The sequence below is a fragment of the Flavivirga eckloniae genome (assembly GCF_002886045.1).
Taxonomy (GTDB): Bacteria; Bacteroidota; Bacteroidia; order Flavobacteriales; family Flavobacteriaceae; genus Flavivirga; species Flavivirga eckloniae.
The window spans coordinates 5,002,782-5,028,799 of sequence record NZ_CP025791.1 but is presented as its reverse complement, the minus strand read 5'-3'; the positions used below and the strand labels follow the sequence as shown (position 1 = coordinate 5,028,799).

At 34.0% G+C, this 26,018-nt stretch carries 27 protein-coding genes; 9 read left to right on the top strand and 18 right to left on the bottom strand.

The annotated features are described in order from the left end of the window. Positions 1-34 precede the first annotated feature (34 nt). Positions 35-643, bottom strand: a complete 609-nt coding sequence (locus C1H87_RS20740) for a DUF1684 domain-containing protein (protein ID WP_102757651.1) — start codon at positions 641-643, stop codon at positions 35-37. Between the two features lie 105 nt (positions 644-748). Next, positions 749-2,158 (bottom strand): cytochrome P450, encoded by a 1,410-nt coding sequence (locus tag C1H87_RS20735; protein WP_102757650.1) that lies wholly within the window; start codon positions 2,156-2,158, stop codon positions 749-751. A 398-nt stretch (positions 2,159-2,556) separates the two neighbouring features. On the opposite strand from C1H87_RS20735, the gene C1H87_RS20730 reads away from it, so the two are divergent. Genes C1H87_RS20730 through C1H87_RS20720 form a run of 3 tightly spaced genes read left to right on the top strand, consistent with a single transcriptional unit; the run spans position 2,557 to position 5,010 of the window. Further along, the gene (locus C1H87_RS20730) at positions 2,557-3,810 is read left to right on the top strand and encodes an MFS transporter (protein WP_102757649.1); all 1,254 of its coding nucleotides are present in this window, start codon (positions 2,557-2,559) and stop codon (positions 3,808-3,810) included. Further along, complete coding sequence (locus C1H87_RS20725; RefSeq protein ID WP_102757648.1) at positions 3,801-4,181, top strand: VOC family protein; 381 nt, start codon at positions 3,801-3,803, stop codon at positions 4,179-4,181. Before C1H87_RS20730 ends, C1H87_RS20725 begins: the two co-directional genes overlap by 10 nt. A 43-nt stretch (positions 4,182-4,224) precedes the next feature. Continuing rightward, a complete protein-coding gene (locus C1H87_RS20720; RefSeq protein WP_102757647.1) occupies positions 4,225-5,010 on the top strand; it encodes a DJ-1/PfpI family protein in 786 nt (261 codons plus the stop codon). Here the strand turns inward: C1H87_RS20720 and C1H87_RS20715 are convergent. Both C1H87_RS20715 and C1H87_RS20710 read right to left on the bottom strand, forming a co-directional pair. Further along, positions 5,007-6,377 carry a hypothetical protein gene (locus C1H87_RS20715; RefSeq protein WP_102757646.1) on the bottom strand — a complete coding sequence of 457 codons (1,371 nt, stop codon included), beginning with the start codon at positions 6,375-6,377 and terminating at the stop codon, positions 5,007-5,009. The genes C1H87_RS20720 and C1H87_RS20715 overlap by 4 nt on opposite strands. Positions 6,378-6,463: 86 nt before the next feature. After that, positions 6,464-6,907: an Lrp/AsnC family transcriptional regulator gene (locus C1H87_RS20710; RefSeq protein ID WP_102757645.1), complete on the bottom strand. Its 444-nt coding sequence runs from the start codon at positions 6,905-6,907 to the stop codon at positions 6,464-6,466. A 122-nt stretch (positions 6,908-7,029) separates the two neighbouring features. Between C1H87_RS20710 and C1H87_RS20705 the strand changes: the two genes are divergently transcribed. Beyond that, the gene (locus C1H87_RS20705; protein ID WP_102757644.1) at positions 7,030-7,425 is read left to right on the top strand and encodes a hypothetical protein; all 396 of its coding nucleotides are present in this window, start codon (positions 7,030-7,032) and stop codon (positions 7,423-7,425) included. Here C1H87_RS20705 and C1H87_RS20700 read toward each other — a convergent pair. Together C1H87_RS20700 and C1H87_RS20695 are read right to left on the bottom strand one after the other, a co-directional pair. After that, positions 7,422-7,859, bottom strand: a complete 438-nt coding sequence (locus C1H87_RS20700; RefSeq protein WP_102757643.1) for an MBL fold metallo-hydrolase — start codon at positions 7,857-7,859, stop codon at positions 7,422-7,424. The genes C1H87_RS20705 and C1H87_RS20700 overlap by 4 nt on opposite strands. Positions 7,860-8,173: 314 nt before the next feature. Further along, positions 8,174-11,617 carry a methylmalonyl-CoA mutase family protein gene (locus C1H87_RS20695; RefSeq protein WP_102757642.1) on the bottom strand — a complete coding sequence of 1,148 codons (3,444 nt, stop codon included), beginning with the start codon at positions 11,615-11,617 and terminating at the stop codon, positions 8,174-8,176. Between the two features lie 146 nt (positions 11,618-11,763). Between C1H87_RS20695 and purU the strand changes: the two genes are divergently transcribed. Continuing rightward, positions 11,764-12,618, top strand: coding sequence for a formyltetrahydrofolate deformylase (purU, locus tag C1H87_RS20690; protein WP_102757641.1), 855 nt, complete (start codon positions 11,764-11,766; stop codon positions 12,616-12,618). 197 nt (positions 12,619-12,815) lie between these two features. Next, entirely contained in the window at positions 12,816-13,913 is a 1,098-nt protein-coding gene (locus tag C1H87_RS20685; RefSeq protein WP_102757640.1) for an OmpA family protein, read from the top strand. Positions 13,914-13,956: 43 nt separating this feature from the next. Here C1H87_RS20685 and C1H87_RS20680 read toward each other — a convergent pair whose 3' ends face one another. Next, the gene (locus C1H87_RS20680; RefSeq protein WP_158655310.1) at positions 13,957-15,084 is read right to left on the bottom strand and encodes a TlpA family protein disulfide reductase; all 1,128 of its coding nucleotides are present in this window, start codon (positions 15,082-15,084) and stop codon (positions 13,957-13,959) included. A gap of 399 nt (positions 15,085-15,483) precedes the next feature. Here C1H87_RS20680 and C1H87_RS20675 point away from each other — a divergent pair, with 399 nt between their 5' ends. After that, a complete protein-coding gene (locus tag C1H87_RS20675) occupies positions 15,484-16,200 on the top strand; it encodes a DUF4197 domain-containing protein (RefSeq protein ID WP_102757638.1) in 717 nt (238 codons plus the stop codon). 60 nt (positions 16,201-16,260) lie between these two features. Here C1H87_RS20675 and C1H87_RS20670 read toward each other — a convergent pair whose 3' ends face one another. After that, on the bottom strand, positions 16,261-16,764 hold the full coding sequence (locus C1H87_RS20670; RefSeq protein ID WP_102757637.1) for a hypothetical protein: 504 nt from the start codon (positions 16,762-16,764) through the stop codon (positions 16,261-16,263). A gap of 180 nt (positions 16,765-16,944) precedes the next feature. Here C1H87_RS20670 and C1H87_RS20665 point away from each other — a divergent pair, with 180 nt between their 5' ends. Both C1H87_RS20665 and C1H87_RS23385 read left to right on the top strand, forming a co-directional pair. Next, complete coding sequence (locus tag C1H87_RS20665; protein WP_102757636.1) at positions 16,945-17,151, top strand: Lacal_2735 family protein; 207 nt, start codon at positions 16,945-16,947, stop codon at positions 17,149-17,151. A 67-nt stretch (positions 17,152-17,218) separates the two neighbouring features. Continuing rightward, the gene (locus C1H87_RS23385; RefSeq protein ID WP_158655309.1) at positions 17,219-17,365 is read left to right on the top strand and encodes a hypothetical protein; all 147 of its coding nucleotides are present in this window, start codon (positions 17,219-17,221) and stop codon (positions 17,363-17,365) included. Here C1H87_RS23385 and C1H87_RS20660 read toward each other — a convergent pair. The 10 genes from C1H87_RS20660 to C1H87_RS20615 all read right to left on the bottom strand — a co-directional run bounded on the left by C1H87_RS20660 (position 17,340) and on the right by C1H87_RS20615 (position 26,011). Then, positions 17,340-18,143, bottom strand: a complete 804-nt coding sequence (locus tag C1H87_RS20660; RefSeq protein WP_102757635.1) for a helical backbone metal receptor — start codon at positions 18,141-18,143, stop codon at positions 17,340-17,342. The two genes, C1H87_RS23385 and C1H87_RS20660, sit on opposite strands and share 26 nt — an antisense overlap. An 88-nt stretch (positions 18,144-18,231) precedes the next feature. Beyond that, the gene (locus tag C1H87_RS20655) at positions 18,232-18,840 is read right to left on the bottom strand and encodes an alpha-ketoglutarate-dependent dioxygenase AlkB family protein (protein ID WP_102757634.1); all 609 of its coding nucleotides are present in this window, start codon (positions 18,838-18,840) and stop codon (positions 18,232-18,234) included. Then, on the bottom strand, positions 18,827-19,072 hold the full coding sequence (locus tag C1H87_RS20650) for an Ada metal-binding domain-containing protein (RefSeq protein ID WP_102757633.1): 246 nt from the start codon (positions 19,070-19,072) through the stop codon (positions 18,827-18,829). Before C1H87_RS20650 ends, C1H87_RS20655 begins: the two co-directional genes overlap by 14 nt. Positions 19,073-19,115: 43 nt before the next feature. Continuing rightward, positions 19,116-19,970, bottom strand: a complete 855-nt coding sequence (locus C1H87_RS20645; protein ID WP_102757632.1) for a bifunctional helix-turn-helix domain-containing protein/methylated-DNA--[protein]-cysteine S-methyltransferase — start codon at positions 19,968-19,970, stop codon at positions 19,116-19,118. A 101-nt stretch (positions 19,971-20,071) separates the two neighbouring features. Further along, positions 20,072-20,791, bottom strand: a complete 720-nt coding sequence (locus C1H87_RS20640) for a GNAT family N-acetyltransferase (protein WP_102757631.1) — start codon at positions 20,789-20,791, stop codon at positions 20,072-20,074. Between the two features lie 320 nt (positions 20,792-21,111). Beyond that, positions 21,112-21,612, bottom strand: coding sequence for a YdeI/OmpD-associated family protein (locus C1H87_RS20635; protein WP_102757630.1), 501 nt, complete (start codon positions 21,610-21,612; stop codon positions 21,112-21,114). 334 nt (positions 21,613-21,946) lie between these two features. Beyond that, the gene (locus C1H87_RS20630; protein ID WP_102757629.1) at positions 21,947-22,936 is read right to left on the bottom strand and encodes a 3-oxoacyl-ACP synthase III family protein; all 990 of its coding nucleotides are present in this window, start codon (positions 22,934-22,936) and stop codon (positions 21,947-21,949) included. Continuing rightward, complete coding sequence (locus C1H87_RS20625; protein ID WP_102757628.1) at positions 22,917-24,200, bottom strand: F390 synthetase-related protein; 1,284 nt, start codon at positions 24,198-24,200, stop codon at positions 22,917-22,919. The genes C1H87_RS20630 and C1H87_RS20625 overlap by 20 nt, the downstream gene beginning before the upstream one ends. Next, a complete protein-coding gene (locus C1H87_RS20620) occupies positions 24,190-25,035 on the bottom strand; it encodes an MBL fold metallo-hydrolase (protein ID WP_102757627.1) in 846 nt (281 codons plus the stop codon). Before C1H87_RS20620 ends, C1H87_RS20625 begins: the two co-directional genes overlap by 11 nt. Then, entirely contained in the window at positions 25,022-26,011 is a 990-nt protein-coding gene (locus tag C1H87_RS20615; RefSeq protein ID WP_102757626.1) for an NAD-dependent epimerase/dehydratase family protein, read from the bottom strand. The genes C1H87_RS20620 and C1H87_RS20615 overlap by 14 nt, the downstream gene beginning before the upstream one ends. Between the last annotated feature and the right edge of the window lie 7 nt (positions 26,012-26,018).

The following is a 26,018-nucleotide window of genomic DNA, read 5'->3' as shown; positions in this document are numbered from 1 at the left end:
ACGAACACATTAAACTAACATAGATTTAATTTGGTCAATGCTCCCCAAAAACCTTAACCCCTGCCTCTATTCTAATCTTTAAATAATTCTTTCTAGGCACCAAAGGGCAGGAATACTTATCATTATAAGCACAATAAGGGTTATAGGCTGTATTAAAATCAATTACCATACTATCACCTTTCGGAATTCTGGCATCAATATAACGTCCACCACCATAACTTTCAAGACCGTTGGTTTCATCTAAAAAAGGGAGAAACAAATAATCTTCAAACCCCTCTTTTTTAATAAGCCCTTGATTCTGATAGATATTTAATTTAAAAGCCTCTCCTTTTAAATTAAAAGCCAGTTCTCCATATTTCACATAAACAGGCAATCTATCTGTGGTTGTTTTCATTTTAAAAGGCGTCTCATTTGGTGTCCTTTTAAATTGCGCTTTTACAACATATGCAGAATCGAACTTAAAGAAATCTAATCCTTCAAAATGTTTTCTATCCTTATCTTTTAAAGGCGATGTCGTTACATCTTTATATTCTGCATTTATCTTTTTTTGAAATTCCGTTTCACCTAAAAGGGGTCTTTTATCTTGTGCACAACTAAAAATAGTTGTCAATAACAGCACCGCTAAAACGTATTTATTTTTCATGGTTATAACTTGTAGGTTTTTTTATAATATAAGAAGCTGAAACAAGTTCAGCATGACAAGCCAAAATTACTTCATTAATCAATAACTACTACTATTAATTTTTATTTAATCTACTACAGGTGTAAAGGTCACTTTCAAATTTCCCGGATACATGGTAAACTCAAATTTTTCCCTAACATCTTCTGGAGCTACCTCTAATTCAAAATTAAAATGCTTACACAAGGTTGAAATTAAAACAACCATTTCTGTTTTTGCTAAATGCATCCCAGGGCAGTATCTTGCCCCTCCTCCAAAAGCTCTCATAACATTGGGCGCATGATTTTCATGCATCGGACACCCTCCAGACAACCACCTTTCGGGAACAAAATCATCTGGACTGGAAAAATAATCGTCTTGCGTTTGTGCTACCTTATTCTGCAAAATAATACTAGTGCCTTTAGGTATAACAACATGCTCCACAATAATATCGTCATTAGATTCCAAATACAATTGAGGGGTTGTCGGTTTTAAACGCATAGTTTCCTGAGCTACTGCATTTGCGTATTTTAAATCCTCAACGTTTTCATAATTATTTGGCGCATCCTCAGTATAAACACGCTTAGCCTCTTCTCGCACTTTTTCTACGGTTTCGGGATGCTGTGCCAAATAAAACATAGCCCAGGACAATGAGTTCGATGTCGTGTCCTCTCCTGCCAATAACATGGTAAACACATTTCCATAAATCTCTTTATCTGTAAAATTTACATCGCCATTTTCTACCAATAATGCCTCTAAAAAGTTTGAAGGGTGTTCTTTTAATTTCGGATTTTCTGCTATACGCTTTTTAGCACCATCAATAAACTCGTAAATTACTTTTTCAATAGCTTTTAAAGAATCATCCAGTGTTTTATCCTTTTTCCTTTTAAAATAGCGCCATATAGGAATTGGTGCTGTAACACGAGTATTAATCATAGGAAAAATAACTTCCAAATGTTTTTGAAAACTATCTGCTCTGTTATTTATAGTATCCAATTTATGTCCAAAAGCTATTTCCGTAGTAATATCGATAGTAAATGCCATAAACTCTTTTTGTACATCTACTATAGTTTTTTGTTGCGAATAGTTTTTAAACTTTTCAAGAATTCTGTTTGTTTTATCTAGAATTATAGGATAATATGCCTTAACGTTCTTTACACTCAATGCTTCTGCTATGGGCTTTCTATGGCGTTTCCACGTATCACCTTCTGCATTAAAAACCCCATCGACCCCCATTTCTTTTAAAATCTCGTCGATCTTCGAAAAACGTTTAAACCCTTCCGGTCTTAATCTCAACATTTTATTGTTGATATCTGGGTTTGCAGACACCACAAATTCCTTCCCAACAAAATGTATTTTAAACAGATCGCCACACTCTTCAACCCAACGTTCTAAAACTTGATGTTTGTTATACGTATTAAACTGAGGCAAGTGCCCTAATAAAAATGCCCCCTTTGGTGATTTTAACTCACGGACTTCAACTAACTGATTATCAGTCATAAATTTTATATTTTTTAAATCTATAAGGCTTTTGACTCACTTGATTTTTTAAAATTGAAAAAAAAAAAATCTTATTTCAAAAATACAACTTAAGAATATTTTATATAGCTTTGATGATTCAAAATAAATAAAATGCGCTGCATCGTCACAATTTATAGAAAGCAATGGACCTCTTTAAAGAGAAAGGGTTGGGCTTATCATATATTGTGGTGATATAAATATAAAATATTACAATATAAAAAAGTCCGACTTCACAGTCGGACTTTTTATTTTTAGTAAAACTTGAAATTTAATTGTTGCACGGCAAATAAATTTAATAGTTGAGCTAACCCTGACGGAGGTCAGAATTTAATAAACAAAACTATATGTAGAAACACAAACCTGAACAATTAGAACTAATGAAAACTTTATTCAACAATTACGTAAACACTTTTAAAGGCTTATCAACAGAAGTATGGTGGCTCTCTTTAATTACACTTATTAATAGAGCAGGTACCATGGTCATTCCATTTTTATCGTTATACCTGACCAAGAGCCTTAACTTTACTCCCAGCGATGTCGGATGGATAATGAGTGCTTTCGGTTTGGGTTCGGTTGTTGGTTCATGGTTAGGCGGTAAATTAACCGATAAGATTGGCTTTTACAAAGTCATGGTATTTAGCTTACTTGCAACAGGAGGCCTATTTATAGTCTTGCAATTCCTAAACACATTCATATTGTTCTGCCTTGGTATCTTTTTAGTTATGCTTGTTGCAGATATGTTTCGTCCAGCTATATTTGTAGCTTTAAGCGCTTATAGCAAACCTGAAAACAAAATACGATCTGTTACGTTAATCCGTCTGGCTATAAACCTTGGTTTTTCTGCTGGTCCGGCTATTGGGGGTATTATTATTACCTCGCTTAGCTATGGCGGTTTATTTTGGGTAGATGGTATTACCTGTATACTAGCAACTTTAGTTTTAGTAAATGTTTTAAACCCTAAAAAGGTAAAAACTTTGGACGATGTAAAAACAGAAAACCCAAAATCGGTATACGGAGATAAAGCATTTTTAATATTTTTTATGGCTATGGTACTTTTTGGAGTTGTCTTTTTACAATACTTTTCAACGATGCCATTATACTATAAAGATGCACATTTTTTAAGTGAATTTGAGATTGGTTTACTATTAGGACTCAATGGGTTCCTCATTTTCGTATTTGAAATGCCTTTAATAAAATGGCTAGAAAATACCAGATTTACTAAAACCGGATTAATGCTTTTTGGAGCCATTTTAACCGGGCTAAGTTTCGTTATACTAAACTTTACAAATTGGGCTGGTGTTTTGGTAATTGGAATGCTGTTAATGTCATTTGGAGAAATGATTGCTTTTCCTTTCTCGAACGCATTTGCCTTAGACAGAGCTAAAAAAGGAAATCAAGGCGAATACATGGCTTTATACAGTATTTCGTTTTCCATAGCACATATTTTTGGGCACAACACAGGGTTACAGTTAATAGATAAAGTAGGTTTTGATAATACCTGGTATATTATTACATTACTAGCTGCACTTTGTGTATTCTTATTATTTTTATTAAGCCAATATTTGAATGCCCTAAAACGACGAAAAGAAAAAATTAAAAACGAAGAAGAAAAAGAAATTTTATGGATTTAAACCAAATTACCATTCCTTCATTGGATGTAGAAAAAGCAACAGAATTCTATAAAACCTTGGGATTGCATCTTATTGTAGATGCAGCCCCAAGGTATGTACGATTTGAATGCCCAGATGGCAATAGTACCTTTTCAATTCATAAAGTAGATGCTATGCCTCAAGGTAACGGCATTACTATTTATTTTGAAGATGACAACCTTGATGATTTAGTTACCAACCTTCAAAAAAAAGGAATACGTTTTACCCAATTGCCAGAAGACCAAACATATTTATGGCGTGAAGCACGCTTACAGGATTTGGACGGAAATAATATTATTTTATTTCATGCTGGAGAAAACAGAAAGAACCCACCATGGCGTGTAAATTCATAACGCCATGGAAATAACTCAAATTGAAAAATAACAAAGCCAATACATGAAATATATATTTTATACGCTCTATATACTTGTTTTTATAAGTTGTAACTCTTCAAGTAAAAAGAAAGAAGAAACTACTAGTAACGAACTACCAAAACATGCTTCGACTTCGCTCCGCACAAATGCTGATTATAAGAAGTCATTTCCTAAACTTGAACCCAATAGATATAATGTTGCGTTCTTAATCATGGATGGCACTTACAATACAGAATTAACGGCGCCTTTTGATATTTTTCAGCACACTATTTTTAGAGATAGCATAAAAGCCATGAATGTGTTTACTGTTGCGAATACAGATAATGCTATTACAACCTTTGAAGGTATGCGGATTCTTCCAGATTTTAATTATTTAAAAGATGCGCTCCCAAAAATTGATATTCTTGTGGTACCAAGTGCGGAACATCATTTAGATTCTGATTTGGAAGATACAGCTATGATTAATTTCGTAAAACAGGTAGACCAAGACGCTCAGTTTGTTACATCACATTGCGATGGTGCTTTTGTTCTGGCTAAAGCAGGACTGCTTAATAATGCCATTTCCACTACATTTCCAGGGGATATTGATAAAATGAAAACCATGTTTCCTAAACTGGATATTAGAGAAGAAGTGTTGTTTGTTCACGACGGCAAATATATAACCTCGGCAGGTGGCGCCAAAAGCTTTGAAGCAGCTTTATATTTATGTGAGTTTCTTTATGGTAAAGAAATTGCCCAATCTTTAGCAGGAGGCTTGGTTATTGACTGGAATTTAAACAAAGTACCCCATATTGTTGTACCCCATTAAATTCTGTCCAGTAATTTTTTAAAAGCTTCTTTTTCTATGTATTTTGACAATTCCGGTGATTTTAATACATAGCCTTTATTATTAAACCCATTATCAATGGCCTTTTTTAAATTAACGATTACCTTTTCCTCATTATCTAACAAAGCATAATCTAAAGCCAATCTCAAAAAAACATAGGGTTTGTCTGGATATAGAACAGTGTTTAGCTTATGGCAATACAAAGCTTTTTTAATATTATTTTTCCGTAATTCTTTCTGACCAGTTTCGTAGGCTAAGGCAAATATAGAATAGTTAATGCGCTCACCCATTTTTTTTAAATCATCGTCTTCATTTAAAAGATATTTATCTCTAAAATTACTAAACTCTTTTTCCCACCATTTGTAGTTGTTCTTATTATTTTCAAACTCAAATTTAAATTTACTTCTAAAAGCTTTAGTAATCTTAAGTTCCAGGTTTTTAATAGTTTCTCGCTTTTTAGCATCTATTCTATATTTCTTACTTTTTTTTAAAGCCTTTATTTTTAAAATTAAACTGTCCAATTTAAAATACCTTGAATAATTTCTAACTATTCTTTCATATTCCCATACTGCATGTTCAATTTTATTGTTCTTTTCTAATAATTCGGCAGAAGTATAATTACTATCAAAACTTTCCTTAATAAAAGATTCATCTGCAGATTTAATCCCTTTTTTATACGCTTGAAGCTCTAACCAATCAAAAGCCTTTAGAATTTGATTAGAAGGAGGCCAACTATGGTTTCCGTTGTAAATAAAAAGTTCATTATCAATGTTAAACTTAGAGTACCACTCTTTTACAGTAAACATTTCCTTGTAATTCATATCTTCATCGCCAACCAGCCCTACATACGAAAAAGTCTCTATACCTGGCATACGCATTCTGTTAGATGGAAATCCAGCTCCACAACCAATTATACCTTGAATTTGCTTTGTAAGAACAGCTACCGATGTGGCTAATCTGGAGCCACCTGAAAAACCTGCGGTGTATATTCGGTCTCGGTTAATATTAAAAATAGCAAATACCGTTTCGAACAAATTATTAATTCTTTTATAATTATCTTTAAAAGGTCCATTTCTACAATTATTGGAACAAATTAATATGTAATTATGCTTTTCTGCCGCTTCAATAAAGGGCTGAATTCCTATCTTTCCTCTTGCTACAGGATCAAAAATAAAAACAATTGCAGACGGTTCTTGTTTATTAAAGTTGGCAGGAAGATATAAGGCAAAAGTCTCTTCTGTATTTTTAACCGTTATTGAGTCAACAACTTTTTCGGTTTCAAAATCATTATTTTGACCAATTACATAGCCAAAACTGGAGATGAAAATAAGAACAAAAAACCTACTCATAAAGTTTTACTTTATTCTAAAATAAAAAAACTGGGGATACAGACTACATCATCCTATACTTTTAACATTAATTTTTTATATTAATTTTAATCCCGTTTTACTACAGATCCATTTTTTACAACCTGAGATAGAACTATTTGTGTTTTACTCTCGCCATAAACTATAAGCTCATCAATAAACGATTCCAAGTGTTTTTGATTTCTAAGAACCACTTCCATAACAATATTTTCATTACCGGTAATACGGTAACAGTTTACAACTTCATCGTAAGTTTTCACCTTATCTAAAAACGGTTTTAACTTCCCCATAAAAGCGCGTAGCGTAATTATAGCTTTAAGTTGATAACCTACTTCAAATGGAGAGATTATGGCTTTATAACCTTCTATAACACCTAAGTCTTCCATCTTTTTTATACGTTCAGAAACAGCTGGAGAACTAACACCAACACGTCTCCCAATTTCGGCATTAGAGAGTCGCGCATTTTCTTGTAAACATCTTAAAATCTTCCAATTAAGACCATCAATATCCATTTAACGAAATTTAACTATAAAAAATTAAAATTTAAAGCAAATATACGATTTTACTTTAAAATCTAAAGTTGTATATAATTTCTTGTCATTAATTTTGATAAAAATGCTAAGAAAAAAGAAATATGTCTACGAATATCCCATTAAACCTATCGGAATTACCGATATATAAAAAAGCTGTTGAGATTATCAGGCTTTCTCAAAGCATTTCTACATACCTTAATCACGATCTATCTGTTTTAAAAAGTGATGGTACTGAAGATACTAATATCTATTTTTCGGGTGATATTGTACAACAATCCGTATCATTAGCTCCGGAAATTTTAAATGCAGAATTAGAGCGTGGGTCTGAAAAGAAATATAAACATATTGCTTCACTTAAACGTCTAACGAATTTGCTTTATAAGAATTCATATCGGTTAGAACGTTCAAACAGTAATGGCAAAGACTTTTTGCCTATTTTACGAAGTGAATTAAAAAAGTTTAAAAAATTGCAACGCTCGTGGATGCTAACCCTTTAATCGGTTAACTTCTTAAATTTTTGTCCGCAGGGTTCAATGCAGAAATACCAAAGTATTAAATTTCCATCTTCTAACTTAAAGAGGATTTTTGTTTCTGCTTCACTGTTACTAGATAAACAGCCTTTAAACACAATTTCTCCGTCCCTAAATTCATTTCCTATAACCTCAGAATAAGTACCAGAACTTGAGATTCCAACATCTGAGCTCATATAACACAATATTCCATTTACCGTTACCGTACCATCATTAAAAAACTCAATAACCCTATCGCTAGTTACTGGTGTAAACGTACCACTTCCATCCCCTGGATCTAACAACTCTTCTATCAATTTCCATTTACCTAATAACTTTGAGTTTTCTTCTTTTGGCTTCCCATCGTCAGATGAGCAACCTATTGACAATATTAGAAGAAAAAGTACTAGTACATTTCTCATTTCATAGATTTTAAGAATATATCCTTTAGATGCTAAATACCAAAAAAAGTTGCGTTGCTACTCGCCTTATTTTAAAAGATATAGGGAATGATATAATCGAAACCAATTTGAAGATGTCTAAAAAGTAAAAAAGTGGTGTCTAATTTATAGATTCTATTAATGAGATCCCTCGACTTCGGGATAAGCGATTCACTCACTTTTTGCTAAGGCTAAAAGTGGTGGTTAACTTTTAGATTTTGTTAATTAGATCCTTCGGCTTCGCTCAGGATAAGCGATTCACACACTTTTTGCTAAGGCAAAAAGTGGTTCTCTGCTTACATATTTCGGCGATACTGACCGCCTACTTCAAATAACGCATTTGTTATTTCTCCTAAAGAACATACTTTACATACTTCCATTAAAACCTCAAAAATATTCTCGTTGTGAACCGCTTTAGTTTGCAGTTCTTTCAATAAAGCTGTTGTGTCATTTGCCTTATGAAGATTTTCTAAGATTTTTATTTGAAATTGTTTCTCCTCTTCGGTAGCTCGAATAACCTCCTTTGGTAGTACCGTCGGTGACCCTTTAGAACTCAAAAAGGTATTTACTCCCACTATTGGAAAATCACCGTTGTGTTTTAAGGTTTCATAGTACAAACTTTCTTCTTGGATTTTACTACGTTGGTACATCGTTTCCATTGCTCCAAGAACACCGCCACGCTCTGTAATTCTATCGAATTCCAGTAACACAGCTTCTTCTACCAAATCGGTAAGCTCTTCAATAATAAACGACCCTTGAATAGGATTTTCATTCTTCGCTAATCCTAATTCTTTATTTATTATAAGCTGAATAGCCATGGCTCTACGCACCGACTCTTCTGTTGGTGTTGTAATAGCTTCGTCATAAGCATTAGTATGCAATGAGTTACAATTATCATAAATAGCATATAATGCTTGTAGTGTGGTACGAATGTCGTTAAAGTCTATTTCCTGAGCATGCAAACTACGCCCGGAAGTCTGAATATGATATTTAAGCATTTGCGCTCTGGCATTTGCTCCATATTTGTGTTTCATGGCCTTAGCCCAAATTTTTCGGGCTACACGACCTATCACTGCATATTCCGGATCGATGCCATTAGAGAAAAAGAACGATAAGTTTGGTCCGAACTTATTAATATCCATCCCCCTACTTAAATAATACTCTACATAAGTAAACCCATTGGAAAGTGTTAAGGCCAACTGTGTAATGGGGTTAGCTCCTGCTTCTGCAATATGGTACCCAGAAATAGACACGGAATAAAAATTACGAACATTATTTTCAATAAAATATTCCTGAACGTCGCCCATTAACCTCAAAGCAAATTCGGTAGAGAAAATACAAGTGTTTTGAGCCTGATCTTCCTTTAAAATATCTGCTTGCACTGTACCTCTAACCTGAGCAATCGTTTTTGTTTTAATATCGTTATAAACGTCTAATGGTAAAACCCGATCTCCAGTAACACCAAGCAACATAAGCCCTAAGCCATTATTACCCTCTGGTAATTCCCCATTATATTTTGGACGTTCCTTTCCTTTGTAAATTTTAGCAATCTTGGCTTCAACTTCTTTTTCTAATCCTTTTTCTTTAATATAAAGTTCGCACTGCTGGTCTATAGCTGCATTCATAAAAAAGCCTAACAACATAGGTGCCGGACCATTAATTGTCATACTCACAGAAGTCAATACATCTGCTAAATTAAACCCAGAATAAAGCTTTTTAGCATCGTCTAAACAACACACCGAAACACCCGCATTACCTATTTTTCCGTAAATATCTGGTCGAGGGTCCGGATCGTTACCATAAAGCGTCACACTATCGAAAGCAGTTGATAAACGTTTTGCCGGTAACCCCATACTCACATAATGAAAACGACGGTTAGTTCGTTCTGGACCGCCTTCTCCTGCAAACATTCGTGCAGGATCTTCTCCTGTCCTTTTAAATGGATATAAACCGGAAGCATAAGGAAATTCCCCTGGAACATTTTCCTGTAAACACCAACGTAAAATATCGCCCCATGCCTGATATTTAGGCAATGCTACTTTCGGAATTTGAGTATGCGATAAGGATTCTGTATGTGTTTTAATATTAATTTCCTTATCTCGAACCTTAAATGAATATATTGGATTTTTGTATTTATCTACTTTTTCGTCCCAACCTACAATAACTTCCCAATTATATGGATCTAAATCTAGTTTTACTCTATCAAACTCTTTCAATAATAGCTCTAAAAAGTTTTTGTCATTGTCGTTCTGGGCAAAGCGAAGAACCTCTTCTTGATCTAAACCAGATTTTTTAATTAAAGACCTTTCAGTCGAAGTGCCTGAAGTGACATTCGCAACCGAACAAATCGTTTTATATATACCATAAAGTTTCTGAGCCACTTCAACTTGAGTGTTAGCCTTTTGATCGTAAGCTCGATTTGTTTCAGCTATTTCAGAAAGGTAACGGGTTCTTGCTGGCGGAATTACAAAAATCTTTTCGCTCATAGCGCCCGAAATCGTAAATGTAGATTTTAAATCTGCATCAGCCTTTTCAACCAACAAATCTATTACCGCTTTATAAAGCGTATTCATTCCCGGGTCGTTAAATTGAGACGCTATCGTTCCGAAAACCGGTAACTCTTCTTGCGGTACTTCCCAAAGATTGTTATTACGCATGTACTGTTTTTTAACATCGCGTAAAGCATCTAAAGCGCCGCGTTTATCAAACTTATTAATAGCGACCAAGTCTGCAAAATCAAGCATATCGATTTTTTCCAACTGCGTGGCGGCTCCAAACTCTGGCGTCATAACATATAACGATACATCGGAATGCTCTATAATTTCCGTATCAGACTGCCCGATACCAGAGGTTTCCAAAATTATTAAATCGTATTCAGCTGCTTTTAAAACTTCAACCGCTTCGTTTACATATTTAGAGAGCGCCAAGTTAGATTGACGTGTTGCTAAACTACGCATATATACTCGAGGAGAGTTAATAGCATTCATACGAATTCTATCGCCTAATAACGCCCCGCCTGTTTTTCGTTTTGAAGGATCTACCGAGATAATTCCAACTGTTTTCTCTGGAAAATCGCTTAAAAACCGTCTTACCAATTCGTCAACCAAACTGGACTTTCCAGCACCTCCTGTACCCGTAATTCCTAAAACTGGTGCTTTAGATGTTTTATTTTTTTCATGTATTTTATTTAAAACATCTTTAGCTACTTCCGGAAAATTTTCTGCTGAAGAAATGATACGAGCAATTGATTTTGGTTGCTTTTTTGTTAAACTGTCGGCTTCTCCATTTAAAGCATCTCCTATGGCAAAATCCGACTGCTCTACCAAATCATTAATCATGCCTTGTAGCCCCATTTCGCGACCATCGTCGGGAGAATAAATACGAGTAATGCCATGATCCATCAAATCTTTAATCTCTGAGGGCAGGATAACGCCACCACCGCCACCAAAAATCTTGATATGACCAGCTCCTTTTTCTTTTAATAAATCGTACATATACTTGAAATACTCATTATGTCCGCCCTGGTAAGAGGTTAAACAAATGGCATTTACATCTTCCTGAATTGCAGTATTTACAACTTCTTCTACACTTCTATCATGTCCCAAATGAATCACTTCAACTCCTGTAGCCTGTATGATTCGGCGCATAATGTTTATAGAGGCATCATGACCATCAAATAATGATGCTGCTGTTACTATTCGAACTTTATGCTTTGGCTTATATGCTTCTTGTTGTTTCATTCGTAAAGAATCTTAATTTTAGGTGCTGCAATTTACGAAATATTCAAAAAAATAAACCATTTACACAATATTATCTAAAATAATAATCACTATTACCTCTTGTTTATTTTTTACACTAATTTTGAGACCAATTGATTTCTACATACATGAATAAAATTACCCTTTTAATCCATTGTAAAGACCGCCCCAATATCATTGCTTCGGTAACAAATTTTATTGCTAAAGAAGGTGGCAACATTGTTTATATAGATCAACATGTAGATAGAGAGCAAGATATCTTTTTTATGCGCTTAGAGAGTGAATTCACAGCACAATCTTTTTCAACAGACGCTTTTAAAGAATCTTTTAAAAACAATTTGGTTAATGGGTTTGATATGAAATGGCGCATTTATTCTTCTGAAGTTAAACCAAAAATGGCTTTGTTTATTTCTAAGTACGATCACTGTTTATATGATTTATTAGGCCGCTATAATTCTGGCGAACTTAATTTGGAAATTCCTTTTATTGTTAGTAATCATTTGGACTTAAAACCTATTGCAGATAATTTTAAAATTCCATTTCATCATATTCCTGTTACTAAGGATACCAAAGCTGAAGCTGAAGACAAGCAATTGAAACTATTGGAAGAACACCATATAGATTTTATTGTGTTAGCCAGATACATGCAAATAGTTTCGGAAAAACTCATTACAAAATACCCGAACAAAATAATAAACATCCACCATTCCTTTCTTCCAGCATTTGTTGGTGCTAAACCTTATCATTCTGCATATAAACGAGGGGTAAAAATTATTGGAGCAACGAGTCACTACGTTACCGAAGAATTGGATGCCGGACCAATAATTGAACAGGATGTCGCTCATGTATCCCATACCCATTCCATTAAGGATCTAATTGCCAAAGGTCGTGATTTAGAAAAAATTGTTTTGGCAAATGCCGTGAAACTACATGCCGACAGAAAAGTAATGGTATACAATAATAAGACTGTTATTTTTTCTTAAGCGTTTTTTAAATTCTACAGGAACCCCGAAGGACTTTTTGTATTTACACAAAGCTTTAAAATCATAGTGTTTTAGAGGGTTTTCATATATTTCATTATCTAAAACAAGCTTGTTTTCTTAAAGCGAAATGTGACGCTTGATTTTTTCTTGTGTCAAAATTCCGTGAGAGATATTACTCACTAACTTAATTTAATCCTATGAAAACAAATTTATTTTTATCATTATTTCTTTTATTAAGCTTAGGCTTTTCTCAAGCCCAAAATTTACCAGAAAATCCAGAACCTGGTAAATGTTACGTTAAGTGTATCACTAAAGATGAATTCAAAGACATTGAAGAAACTATAGAAGTTTATCCCTCCTACACTAAGCTTGAAATTGTACCCGCAACTTATAAAACTGTAGAAGAACGTGTTTTAGTAAAAGAAGCTACTAAAAAATTCGTTTATGTTCCTGCTACTTACGAAACTGTAGAAGTTTCTTATGTAAAAAAAGAAGGTAGAACTGATTTAAAAGTTATACCAGCTTCTTTTGGGTCAGACTCTCGAACATTCGAAATATACCCTAAAACCTCAGGTTGGGAGTACAAAGAAACAGCTTGCAACTCTCCAAGTAAAGATGATTGTGTTGTAGCTTGTTTTGTTGAATATCCTGCACGGTTTAAAGATGTAGGCTTTACCACATTGGCGAACGACGCTTCTACTAACAATATACCTATTTCTGAGGTAAATACCGTCTACAAAAAACGTGTTATAAAAACACCAGCCAGAATGAATGAAATTGATATTCCTGCTGAATACGCTACAATTAAAAGACAAGTTGTGGCAACTCCTGCTACAACAAGAAGTGTAACTGTGGCTGCCAGAAACAAAACAGTAACTAAAACTGTTTTAGCTAAAAAGGGAGGCATTACGACTTGGGAAGAAGTAGATTGCGGACTATTGGATGCTAATGTATTACCTATTTTTTACGAATTAGCCAGTGCACGTATTACTCCTGCTTCTAAAAGGGTTATAGATGAAACGTTATTGCCTTTACTTAAAAACAAACCTGTAAGCATAGAGCTTATGTCTCATACAGACTCTAGAGGTAATGACGATTATAACATGTCTTTATCTCAACAACGTGCAAATTCAGTTGTTAACTATTTAGTATCTAAAGGTATTTCCAGAAGCAGATTATCTGCCAAAGGATATGGAGAAACAAGATTAGTAAATCGCTGTTCTAATGGTGTAGATTGTGCTGAGTCTGAACACAAAAAGAATAGAAGAACAGAATTTAGAGTTTTGAGCAATTAAACTTGGGGGACGAATACTTTGCTTGAAAATTGAAAGCTCCTTTTTAAGGAGCTTTTTTTGTTATTACATATTGTGTATAATCGGTAATTTTCTTTTCTATTTTAATACCATAATTATCATTCATATTAGCTACCATTAAATCAAAATATTTATAGTGTATTTGCCAATCGTGTAATTTACTATCATCTACATAATCCTCTAACAGTACTGGAGTTTCTAATAGGTTTGACAATTGGTATTTTACCCGACTAAGAGACACATTGTCTGCTTGTATATCTGCCTCTCCTATTAAAAAATGCGGACTATCATTACCCCATTCTATTTGCCTAGTGTCCCAAAAAGTTGGTTTTACAATATTAAAAACCAATACTTCTCCTTTATCCTTTACAAGTTGCTTATTAATTGATAAAGCTTTCATAATCGTTTCCGTTTGGTTAAAAAACGCATTTGAGTCCAACTTAAACTGCATTTGGTAGGATTCATTTAAATCTTCAGAAAGATTAATTTGCTTTTTATAAACATGCAATGTATATGCTAAAATATCTTTTAAGTTTCCTTTTAATTCTAAAACTCCATTAAGCTTCTTTATTTGTAATGAATTGAAATTTAGATCTTCTTTTAGTCTAAAAAACTCAAAGTCTTTGTTAAGTACAAAAGCTTCTTTTGATGTTTCTTCTTTATATATACTTGTTTGAAACATCTCATTAACAGCAATTCGTTTGCTGTTTCTTTTTAAATACCTTTTAATATGGTACTGCTTAAATTCGGCAGGATGACCTTCCCACAACTTGGTTCCCTCGGCATTGTACAAAACACCATATGGCAAGCTCAAAACCTTATGTTTTCTATAGGTTTCTCCTTTAAAATCTATGGCAATTGCTAATCCTGTTTTATGTTTCCTTATAAATTGCTTAACTGCTTCTGGATTTTCCTTGGTTAGCGATATAATATAAAAGTTATTAGGATTTTGTTTTTGAAGAGTTTCTAGATATTTAGATGCATGAATACACGGCCCACACCATGTAGCCCAAAAATCAATAAAATAAAGTGCATTGTTATCTGTTTCTGAAAGTTTTGATGTTTGAATAAATTCTGAAACTTTAATTTGTCCAAAAATTACTAAAGAACTAAAAAAAACAAATAAAAATATAAGTAGCTTTCTTAATTTCATTTTTAGAATCATCTCGTGCTATGCATTCTTGTTACACAAAAATAATATTTTAACAGCATTATAGTTTCATATTAAAATTGAAAAAAATTATAATAAATTGTTATAAACTATGCCGTTAAGCTACATAAAATAACGGAATTAAATACCCTCTAAAGATTTTTTTAATTAAGTTGTGACTTTTATTTTTTCTCTGTGTCTAATAAATAAGGTTTAAGAGAAGATTCTATCACGTTTAGCATTTTAAGGATATATCGTGTGGGATATTTGGTTTGCACAATAAGACACCTTTCTTTAGGTGTCTTATTTTTTTAATAACCACATTATAACATGCTTAAATGAATTCTTTTCTATTAAACATCTAAAAACATATATTTGTTAAATATATAAATCCCGAAAAATATGATTCGCAAATTTTTAGTATTCGCCTTAGTATATAATCTTACTGCATGTGCAGAACTACAACAAGTTGTTAATCAGCTACCTCAAGATGGCGGCAGTATTATTGGTAATACAGAAATTGCTTCTGGACTAAGACAGGCTTTAGATTTTGGTATTAATAAACAGGTAACTAAGCTAACTCAAACCGATGGCTTTTTTAAAAATGAATTGGTTAAAATAGTATTGCCACAGGAATTACAAAAGGTTGATAAAACACTTCGAGATATTGGCTTAAGCAAGTTAGCAGACGAAGGATTAAAAGTGCTTAACAGAGCGGCAGAAGACGCTGTTAAAGAGGCTACTCCTATTTTTGTAGATGCTGTTAAAGGCATTACGTTTGCAGATGCTAAAAATATTTTATTAGGTAAAAATGATGCTGCAACCAGATATTTAAGTGCTAAAACACGAACTGCCTTGTATAGTAAATTTAACCCTGTTATAAAAAACTCGTTTAGTAAAGTTGGTGCCGATCAAATATGGGCTAATTTAATAACCAAATACAACAACATTCCTTTTACAAATAATGTGAATCCGGACTTAACAGACTACGTTACTGGAGAGGCTTTAGATGGCGTATTCACTATGATAGCTGCTGAAGAAACCGAAATACGAACTAAATTATCTTCTAGAACAACAGATTTATTGAAAAAGGTGTTTGCTTTACAAGACAAATATTAACGATTGGCGATTTTTGAGTTTAGAACTCGAAACCGAGAACTTTGAATTTAAACTTTAAAACTACTCCTTCTTATACAATCCATCAAAAGCGACTGTAATATCTTTGTCATCTGTAATGGTTTCCCAGTATTGGCGTACTGTGCCATCATCATTCAGTGTCCAGGTAACACGATGATAAAAGGGCTTACCTTCTTTATTATTGGCAACGTCGGTTAATAAAATCATTTGGTTTCTAACCCGATTCCCTTTTAGGTGTAAATTCCCTCCTTGGTTATCAATCCAAATTTGCTCCCATTGCTTAGTATCATAGTTATAAAAATTATTACTTGTGCCAGTAAGGTTGCCTTTCTCACTAGTCCAATTTTCTCTTAAAATACAATTATCCTGAATTTTATCAATAACATTTTTTCCTACTACTTTTCCATCAGTATTGTAAACCGTCCAAGTACCTATCCAAAAGTCAAATTCGTTATGCTTTTCCTTACAACATTTACAATTAGTTTCTTGAGCATAATTTGTAAGCGAAAACAACAAGATGAATAAAGTGTTTAAAAAGAACTTCATTTTTAACATTTTTGGTTAATTTTTAAAGCTATGGTTTTTTTAGTTACCAACAATGATAAATTAACATTTGTTCACATGAATTCATAAATAGATGCATTTCAACCAAATAGTTCGTGGTTTTCTTTTAATTTTTGAATAAAAAGTGTATATTTAAATACTTGCTATTTCGGGGGGGATACCATGAATAAATTAGACAACATAGAAACTCATAAAAAAAGACTTTGTAAACGTTACAAAGAACTCATCGAGCAAGCTTATAACTTTCGACAAACAGATTCTGCCTTAAGTGACATTTCTGAATATCGAGCGATTAAACTTCTTGACAAGCTAAATAGGCTCAAATATTTAGCCAGGGAAAACTCGCATGTTCACCTAAATAAAATTTAGTAATTCCTTAACTTTCTTATTACATCCAAAATACAGAAATCCTCGTACTTTATAATAAAAACAAGTCATGAGTACACATTTTTGTAGAGTTGGTAAAATAAAACCAAATTTAAATAAGCTAATTAGCTTGAAAGAATTAGAAACTAAGATCGCAAACTTTGTAGAAGATACTACTAAAGTTGATTATTCTAAAGACTTAGGCGCAAGTTTTTAAAGTATTTAAACGCTTTAATTAACCTAGAGCCATACCAGGAAAACATCTCACCATCTGCTAATAAAATAGTGGCGTTGGGATAAAACTCCTGAATGTCTTTTATATGCTTTTCTTTAAACGGGTAAGGCTCGCTAGATAAAAGCACTGTATCCACATCTTCATTTACAGTAGATTTACCAAGTTCTACTACAGGATAGCGACTCTCATTTTTAAATGTATTTTCAAACTTATTAAGTTCTAGCAAATAATTAATAAAAGTATTGTTTGCGGCTGCCATCCACGGATCCTTCCATATAAAGTAAACCGTTTTTAATACGGGTTTATTTTTAATAAATGTTTTGAAATCTTTTAATTCTCTTTGAATACTGTTGACAATAATCAGCGCTTCTTTCGCTTTATTAAATATATCGCCGTACTGGGAAATTAATTCCAAACTATCGTTAATTGTAAAAATATCTGAAACATGCACATTACAAATAGACTCACAAGACTCAACAATTGCTTTGGTGTTTTCTTCTTTATTGCAAAGAATAATATCAGGCTGTAATGCTTTTATTTTATCTAAATGAATTTGTTTTGTCCCACCAATAACAGCTACATCTTTTCTAATATGATGCGGATGCACACAAAACTTGGTTACCCCAACAAGAAAATCCTCCAAACCTAAATCGCACAACAATTCTGTTTGACTTGGCACTAGTGAAATAATACGTTGTGGGGTTTCTTTTAAATGTATGATTCGATCTAGTTGATCTTTTATAGTTCTAATAGATTTCATTCTATGTACATCGGTGGTTTGGTATCAATACTAAAATGGAATTTTGTTTTTTTCAATCCGCAAGATACCATATTAATTGGCAGCGTACTTACTCAACCATAGTCCTAAATGTAAGATTTACTCGTGGTGCCGTAATACGTTTTGTTGGAGGAAGCCTATGCAACCAGTGCGTTTGCGTAATATCTTTCATAACCAAAAGGCTTCCGTGTTTTAAAACCAGTTCAACTTTCTCATTAGTTTGTTTATGCTTAAACGAAAACTTTCTTTCTGCTCCAAAACTCAACGACCCTATGGCGCCATCTTTTTTTAAATCGGTTTCACCATCACTATGCCAAGCCATTCCTTCTTCTCCACTGTGATAAAGATTGAGCAAGCAGGAATTAAATGTCTCCCCCGTTTCCTTTTCTATTATAGCTTTTAACTCCAACAATGCTGCTGTCCAATTTAAAGCATGTTTTGTCGTGTTCGAGTACGTGTATTCATAAGGTTTATCGCCATACCAAGCTACTTTTCTTTTGGTTATAATTTTTTTTCCAAAAATAATGGCTTCATCATTTCGCCACGCAATCGTATTGAGCAGGGTATTGAAATAATGATCTGCTTCTTCCATTGAAAAAATTTTGCCATAATAGTTTACCTCCCCGTCTTTGGGTAGCCAATTTCTAGTTTTATCCACCAATTCATCAAACAATTCCATGTTTCCAATTTTTATATTGCAATCGCATACAATGTCCACAAGGACGATAGCCATGTTTTACAGCTTCTTTTTCCGAGCTAAAGAAAACACGATTCTCGGTTTTCATTCTTTTTCCTGATGAACAGGACAGGGTTCCGTAAATTTTTAAATTGCGATTCCCACCAAGCTGAATTTTACGACGTTTAATTCTACGTCTTAAATCTATATCTGAGATATCGTTATGTCGTACCATATTCTCGCAACTCAAAGCATCAAAATATACATAAATAAGCAGCTTATTCTATTTTAACGCTATCTATTTTTGCACCTTCCCAACCAATAATAGCTGTTTTTCTTGTTTCTCCCCACATATACCCGCCTATACCTCCTGTAGATTGAATAACACGGTGGCACGGAATAAGAAATGCTACAGGATTGTTCCCTATGGCTGTACCTACAGCTCTGGAAGCATTTTTATTTCCTATTTGTTCTGCAATACCACCATAAGTCGTGAGGCCTCCCATTGGAATTTTTAGCAATGTTTCCCATACTTTTAATTGAAAACTTGTGCCTTTTAAGTGCAATTTGATTTCTGCTAATTTACTCCAATCATTTTGAAAAATAAACAATGCATGCTGTTGCATCAAATCCAGTTTTTGTTGAAATGTTGCATTCGGAAATTTTGTTTTCAAGTCGCTCAATGCACTAGCTTCTTCTGCAATAAAAGCCATATGACAAATTCCTTTTTGAGTGCTAGCTACCATTAAACTCCCAAAAGGGCTCTCTGCAAAACTGTAATTTATAAAAAGATTTTTACCGCCGTTTTTATATTCGGCTGGTGTCATGCCTTCCACATTAATAAAAAGATCATGTAGTCTACCTGTTCCAGACAATCCTGTTTCAATTGCAGCATCAAATAAAGTGGCTTGTTGTTCTTTTAAAAGCTTTTTGGCATACTCCAAACTAATATACTGCAAAAACTTCTTGGGAGTAGTTCCTGCCCATTCATTAAATAAACGTTGAAAATGAAAAGAACTCAAATGTACCTTAGAGGCTACCTCATCAAGATTGGGTTGTTCCTTAAAGTTATTCCTTATATAGGCTATGGCTTCTGCAATACGGTCGTAATTCAATTTTTGTTGTTCGTTCATCATGTCTGAATTATATATTACAAATATCGAAACTATACCGTTGCCTTAAAACCCGAAACTTGCTAGATGTATTTATTGATAACAGAAAAGAAAAAGCACTTCTATATCGAGTACGATTTTAATGTCCCTTCAACTTTAAACCCTAGTTTGGAGTAAACCCGATGTCCCAATTCCGAAGCTCCCAGTACCGCCTGTTTACTTGAGTTTTCGTAAGCTTCAAACAGCAATTTACCTGTCATAACTTTCCCTAAACCATACCCTCTATATTCGGGAAGAGTCCCTATCATATGCAAACCAGAAATTCCGTTTCTATCTAATAACAGCATCCCGCTACTCGCATAAGTTTCTTTGTACTTCCCTATATATATTTTTAACTTGGGATTGTTTATTAAAGAGGCTATAGTTTCAGGACGGACTTCGTAACTAAAAGCCACCGAAGCTATTTTTGCAAATATTGCTGCTGCTTTTTCTGTATCAACCCTATCAATAGAAGTAAAACTATTTGCGGATTTTGTTTGTTCAGATAAGTTTGCATACATGCTCAAAATTGTAGATTTCATTTTAAATCCATGCTTTACAAGCTGCGATTCAGCCACCTCATCTTCATTCAGAAAAACTGAATCAGGAATTTCTCCAAATTCCATTTTTTGATACAAATCCCCGTAATCTATTTGTAATTCGTTTAGTCTAAAAACTTTAGTAGGCCAGGAATTGTTAGCCGACATAACATAGCTACACCCTTTCGAGGTCTTTAAGGATTGATTACTTGCACCTATAAGCTCGTATAATTCAAACATATTATTGGCTATTTCCTCTTTCATATGGGTTTATTTATTAATTCCAAAACGTTCTTCTTGATTTTCATGATACAAAAGTCAAAGCTTTTTAAAACAAATTTCTTAATCTAGATTAAGAAATTATTTTCTGGACAATTTGTTTCTGATTTTACTTAAATGTCCAAGAGTAATATTGAGGTAAGAGACCATCATATACTATGGTACACGAGGCTCTATACGTCCATACTTATTCTTGAATTACAGGTAATGTTCTTATGCCGGTTTGTTTATTTGATAATCTCTATAGTTCGCTTTATATCTGCTATAAGGTTTTGCATTTTCGTTAAGACATGAATTAGTCCTTACTATTCTCTATCTTCCTTATCATGAAATTTTAATTTCCTCTCCAGTCTATTCATCATTTTTAAAATTCTGTTCGCTTTGGTTTCATCTGTTTTAGCCCCATAAATCCAATCTAAATATGCTTTTTGCTCGCCTTCTGTAAAATTCAGGAACGTCTCATGTGTCTTTTTAGGTTCGTTTGCAAAACAGTCTAAAATTTCTTGCGGAATTTCAAGTAGCGAATCATCAGAATAAAGAATGACATTGACATAATCGCCATGGTTCTTTTTAATCTTTTTTCGAATTTCAGCTTTAACAGGTAAAAACAATTTGCCATTACCCATGGGCATTAATTTATATTGCTTCAATTCAAAGTCATCAATAAAACCTTTTACTTTTACCCAACCAAATGGGTTATTTTTATTTTGAAGTACTTCTGGTATCGCCGCGTAAGTCCAACCACCCTTTCCAGGGAATTTTTGCAGCAAATACTCTGAGTTTACCAAAGGCGTTTCTTTACTCATTCTTTATCTATTTTCTAATGTATTCGAAAATTAAAATTAGTAAAAAAGTAGTTATCTAATAGCCTATAAAAAGTATAAAGTAGGTTATTACAAACAATGTGCTTCCCTTTTTAAAATAATTAATTGCTAGAAGAAGTTAATGACCTTCGGAGCAAGCGCACGAGGCATTCAATTGAAAATATTATTTATAAATTCTGAAGCTAGCTTCGAGGTATTAAACCTAAGATCCCACTGGATACTGAAACGAGTTCAGCACAAGAAGCGGGATTAGTTCTACTTACTATTTTGAATGCTTTGCTTCGCAACTTTTTAAAATAGAGTTTCACTAATAAAACTAATATTGAAACAATAATGCTCCTATTGAAAAGCCTGCCGACGTACCTATAAGCAAACAGGTTTGTCCTCTTTTCAATTTTTTCTTGGTGATAGCATCGTGCAAGGTTAATGGAATTGATGCTGCAATACAGTTACCATTCTCAGCTAAAGTATCTATAACTTGGGATTCATTAAAAGCATACATATTTTTAAAAATCTCAAGCCCTGTTGATGAGGCTTGATGCGGTATAATTAAGTCTATATCTTCAATTTTAATTGGGAGGTCTTTAAAAAAATCTTTTACAAAAACCGGAATTTTTTTCTTTGCCAAGCGCAATAGCTTTTTTCCCTGCATTTTAAAAAAACGTCCTTTAGGATTAATAGTATCATCATTAAAATAATCAACAGCTCCTCCACCTTCAATTATGGCATGATACACCCCTTCTGTATATGTTTTCTGTTGACTTTTAACCACCACTGACTCTCCAGAAGGGTCGTGAGTTATTATAGCTGCAGCTGCACCATCACCAAACAACGTAGCTGTTTCCCAATTTGATGGGTCTAACCCTCTTGATGCGACTTCGGAAGACACAAGCAGTATGCATTTATAGTTTTCCCCATCTAACATACTCGCTGCCATTTCCAAACCGGTTACAAAACTTAAACAAGTACTATCGACATCAATAGCCGGAAAATCGAACGAAGCTCCTTTTAATTCATGCTTGATGATGCTCGCTTGATTGGGTAAAGGATAATCATATGAACTACCAGCAAAAATAAGCATATCAATAGCTTCCAAGGTCAAACCTGTATTTTGCAAAGCCTGTTCGGCTGCTCTGGCCCCCATAAAGCCATTAGTTTCATGCGTTACATGATGCCTGTTTTTTACTCCAGAATATTTCTCACTCCAGCCCAGTGGAATACCATGCATTTTTTCGATAGCTTCAGAGGATTTTGCTTCTGGCAAATAAATTCCTGTTCCTTCTATTTTAATTGATTTTCCAATCATTCCGTATTCTTCTTAATTTATTCCCTTTGACATGATTCCTTACAAGGGACTTCTTTATTATAATATCTTTTACTCCTAAGGTCTCTAAATAATCTTTCAGAGCTTTAGCCGCCAATTCATATACATTAGTATTACTTACATATAATTCCAATGTATTTTCATTCTTTTGTACCAGCGTATAATCATTAATTGACGGATCGGCCAATATAATTGCTCGCCTTAAAAAATCGGGATATACTTTTATGTCCTTTCCTTTTAGGGATGTAAACCTAAGCACATCATCCGACCTGCCTTCAATCTTCTCTATGGCTGTAAAATGACTTCCACATGCACAGTTCGTTTTTTCATGAATAATATCGTTTAACTCGTATCTTACTATAGGCTGTGTTGTTCTTAATAAATCTGTGATAATGGGATGAAAACGTGTTTTCTCCTTATCGAGATATTTTTTCTCAATGATTAAAAAATCGTCATTAAAATGTAATGTTCCGTGTCCGCAAGTCGTTGCCAACATCCCTTCTGTACATTGGTATACTTGATGAATGGTTTGCTTAAAAACTTGTTCCAGAAAAGTGGCATCTTCATGATACAGCACTTCTGCCACCGAAATTATTTTGGTCGGTTTTATTAATAGCTCTCCTGTTTCTACACAAGCAGCCAATTCCAATAAAACGCTAGGTTGGGCTACTAAAATTGTAGGCTGCAACTTGTTTAGTTTAGGGATATAGGTCTTAATACTTTCAAGAATATCGAAAAACTCAAATTTTAGGGATTTTGATGTTACAGAATCATAAAGATTACTATTCGCTCTTAAAAAGAAAGCGACACTACGTTTTTTTAAGGAAAAGCCAATAACACGATCTAATACACAAGCTACCCATTTTGCCCTTTCTGCCTCTGTTGCTAAAAACACACCCCTATTGCCACTTGTTCCTGTTGATAAGCCTACGGTTACACCATCTATTAAAGGTGAAAAATCTCGCGACTCTTCTGCTTTAACAGCTACTTTAAAAGCCTGCTCGAGTGATACTCCCTTAGTATTGATTTTATCGAAGTTTGCCATAAAAATGGCTTTATTAATTATCGGATACTTTTCTAAAGACATATGCTCTTTTGCTTTCTCCCAATAATAAGGCGACTTTAATAAGGTTTTATTTAATTTTTTCCACCGCTTATCCTGTAGCCGATTTAGCTTGTTTTTATAGCGCCTCTTGTTTATACGAAGTGACAATAGATTGAACAGTATTTGAATTTTAAAGTACATCCAAGTCTATTTTTTTATGCACCAAAGCGTCTGTAGTTTCAGAGCAATGAGTCGGCACAATAATGGTTTCGGGGTTTTCCTTGTGATATGCTCTTAAGCGTGTCAGGCTATTTTTAAAGTCTTTCCATGAATGGAAAAATATACGAACTATAGGATGTGGCAGTGTTCCTTTTTTATAGGTTTCTTTTAACCAACAAGCATCGGCTACCAAAAAATAAGTTTGTTTTTTTGTTGAAATCAGTAACCCCATTTGGCCTGCTGCATGACCGGGCAAAGGAACAGCTATTATATGGCCATCTCCAAATAAATCGTAAACCTCGCCCAATGCAGATATGTTTCTTTTCACACTAGTTTCAATCACCGAGATTCTTTCCATGTAATTCTCGGGAAGTAGTTCTTTTAGTATGCCTTTGGTAAAGCCCAAAGCTTTTGGAATGCTGTTTAATTGTTTTAACGCGTCCTTTGAAGCGTGAAGTGTGGCATTCGGAAAGTCCCGCAACCCTGCAATATGATCGGCATGAAAGTGCGAAATAAAAATATGCTTGATCGCTTCGGGCTGGATGCCATGAGCAATTAATTGTGCTTTCACCTCACTTTCTGGAGTTATGGTCACCTTCGTGATTTTTGCATATATTTTATTGGGAAAAGATGACGTTGCTTTATAAAACCGCTTGGTATACCCGGTATCGAAAAGCATTAAGCCTTGGGTTGGATGTTCGATTAACCCCCAAAGTGCTTTAAATTCGATAAGCTGTTTCCTCCCTCCTCGAATGGCTTCGTTTTCTTTTGCCAAACAATGTCCGGCATAACCTAAATAGAGTTTACTGCTTTCCATTTGATCGATACCAATTTACAAATTCGTTTATAGCCTCTTGCGTTGTCACTTTAGGATTATAACCCAATAATTGTTTTGCCTTAGAAATGTCCATAGTAAGCGATTTTGCCAATGTGCCAACGCCATACTTTGTTAAAGGCGGTTCTTTCTTATTAGTTAGACTAGCCTTTAATTCGAGCAATGTTGCTATGGTTTTAACCAGTTTATATGGGAGTTTTTTTTCTGGAGCCTTTTTGCCTAATTGGGTTAAAACATTTGTAATGGCATCCCATAGGACAACTGGTTCGTCATTTGTTATATTATAGGTTTCATTAAGGGCTTTATCTTTTGCCACTAGGGCTAACAGTATGGCGTTTGCTACATTTTCTACCGAGGTGAGATCGGCAATATTCTTTCCGTTTCCAATAATTTTTAAACGCCCTTCATCAAACGCCCGGATTAATCGAGGCATTATAACCGTATCTCCACGACCTATAATAGCTCTGGGTCTTAGTATAACATGTGTTAATCCAGAGTTAGCCAAAACTATTTCTGCCTTTCTTTTTGTTTCGGCATATGCATTAATTAGTGTTTTTGGCAATGTATCATCTTCTTTTACATTGAACTTATCCTTAAATTCAAAATAAATACTGGGGGTAGAAATGAACACAAAATTTTTAATCTTGTTTTCTTGGGCTACTTTTATTAGGTTTTGTTGGGTCTGTATATTGGCTTTTTCAAACCACTCCCTTTTACCCCAAGGTGAGGACAATGCTGCTGCATGTATAATATAATCTACGTCTTTTACTAGTTCTTTTACAAAGGATATATTCTCTAAATCTCCTAAAATATAGGTTACTTTTTCGTGCTTTACTTGGTGTGTGTTCTTTAGAGTTCTACCGGTTGCAACTATTGTACTTATACGCGGATCGTCTGCGAGAACTTCTAATGTTCGCCATCCTAAAAACCCTGTTGCTCCTGTAAGTAGTACTTTCATTTGTTTA

Coding starts and splice junctions, on each gene's coding strand:
- C1H87_RS20740 (WP_102757651.1), bottom strand. CDS start 643: ATGAAAAATAAATACGTTTTAGCGGTGCTGTTATTGACAACTATTTTT.
- C1H87_RS20735 (WP_102757650.1), bottom strand. CDS start 2,158: ATGACTGATAATCAGTTAGTTGAAGTCCGTGAGTTAAAATCACCAAAG.
- C1H87_RS20730 (WP_102757649.1), top strand. CDS start 2,557: ATGAAAACTTTATTCAACAATTACGTAAACACTTTTAAAGGCTTATCA.
- C1H87_RS20725 (WP_102757648.1), top strand. CDS start 3,801: ATGGATTTAAACCAAATTACCATTCCTTCATTGGATGTAGAAAAAGCA.
- C1H87_RS20720 (WP_102757647.1), top strand. CDS start 4,225: ATGAAATATATATTTTATACGCTCTATATACTTGTTTTTATAAGTTGT.
- C1H87_RS20715 (WP_102757646.1), bottom strand. CDS start 6,377: ATGAGTAGGTTTTTTGTTCTTATTTTCATCTCCAGTTTTGGCTATGTA.
- C1H87_RS20710 (WP_102757645.1), bottom strand. CDS start 6,907: ATGGATATTGATGGTCTTAATTGGAAGATTTTAAGATGTTTACAAGAA.
- C1H87_RS20705 (WP_102757644.1), top strand. CDS start 7,030: ATGTCTACGAATATCCCATTAAACCTATCGGAATTACCGATATATAAA.
- C1H87_RS20700 (WP_102757643.1), bottom strand. CDS start 7,859: ATGAGAAATGTACTAGTACTTTTTCTTCTAATATTGTCAATAGGTTGC.
- C1H87_RS20695 (WP_102757642.1), bottom strand. CDS start 11,617: ATGAAACAACAAGAAGCATATAAGCCAAAGCATAAAGTTCGAATAGTA.
- purU (WP_102757641.1), top strand. CDS start 11,764: ATGAATAAAATTACCCTTTTAATCCATTGTAAAGACCGCCCCAATATC.
- C1H87_RS20685 (WP_102757640.1), top strand. CDS start 12,816: ATGAAAACAAATTTATTTTTATCATTATTTCTTTTATTAAGCTTAGGC.
- C1H87_RS20680 (WP_158655310.1), bottom strand. CDS start 15,084: ATGAAATTAAGAAAGCTACTTATATTTTTATTTGTTTTTTTTAGTTCT.
- C1H87_RS20675 (WP_102757638.1), top strand. CDS start 15,484: ATGATTCGCAAATTTTTAGTATTCGCCTTAGTATATAATCTTACTGCA.
- C1H87_RS20670 (WP_102757637.1), bottom strand. CDS start 16,764: ATGAAGTTCTTTTTAAACACTTTATTCATCTTGTTGTTTTCGCTTACA.
- C1H87_RS20665 (WP_102757636.1), top strand. CDS start 16,945: ATGAATAAATTAGACAACATAGAAACTCATAAAAAAAGACTTTGTAAA.
- C1H87_RS23385 (WP_158655309.1), top strand. CDS start 17,219: ATGAGTACACATTTTTGTAGAGTTGGTAAAATAAAACCAAATTTAAAT.
- C1H87_RS20660 (WP_102757635.1), bottom strand. CDS start 18,143: ATGAAATCTATTAGAACTATAAAAGATCAACTAGATCGAATCATACAT.
- C1H87_RS20655 (WP_102757634.1), bottom strand. CDS start 18,840: ATGGAATTGTTTGATGAATTGGTGGATAAAACTAGAAATTGGCTACCC.
- C1H87_RS20650 (WP_102757633.1), bottom strand. CDS start 19,072: ATGGTACGACATAACGATATCTCAGATATAGATTTAAGACGTAGAATT.
- C1H87_RS20645 (WP_102757632.1), bottom strand. CDS start 19,970: ATGAACGAACAACAAAAATTGAATTACGACCGTATTGCAGAAGCCATA.
- C1H87_RS20640 (WP_102757631.1), bottom strand. CDS start 20,791: ATGAAAGAGGAAATAGCCAATAATATGTTTGAATTATACGAGCTTATA.
- C1H87_RS20635 (WP_102757630.1), bottom strand. CDS start 21,612: ATGAGTAAAGAAACGCCTTTGGTAAACTCAGAGTATTTGCTGCAAAAA.
- C1H87_RS20630 (WP_102757629.1), bottom strand. CDS start 22,936: ATGATTGGAAAATCAATTAAAATAGAAGGAACAGGAATTTATTTGCCA.
- C1H87_RS20625 (WP_102757628.1), bottom strand. CDS start 24,200: ATGTACTTTAAAATTCAAATACTGTTCAATCTATTGTCACTTCGTATA.
- C1H87_RS20620 (WP_102757627.1), bottom strand. CDS start 25,035: ATGGAAAGCAGTAAACTCTATTTAGGTTATGCCGGACATTGTTTGGCA.
- C1H87_RS20615 (WP_102757626.1), bottom strand. CDS start 26,011: ATGAAAGTACTACTTACAGGAGCAACAGGGTTTTTAGGATGGCGAACA.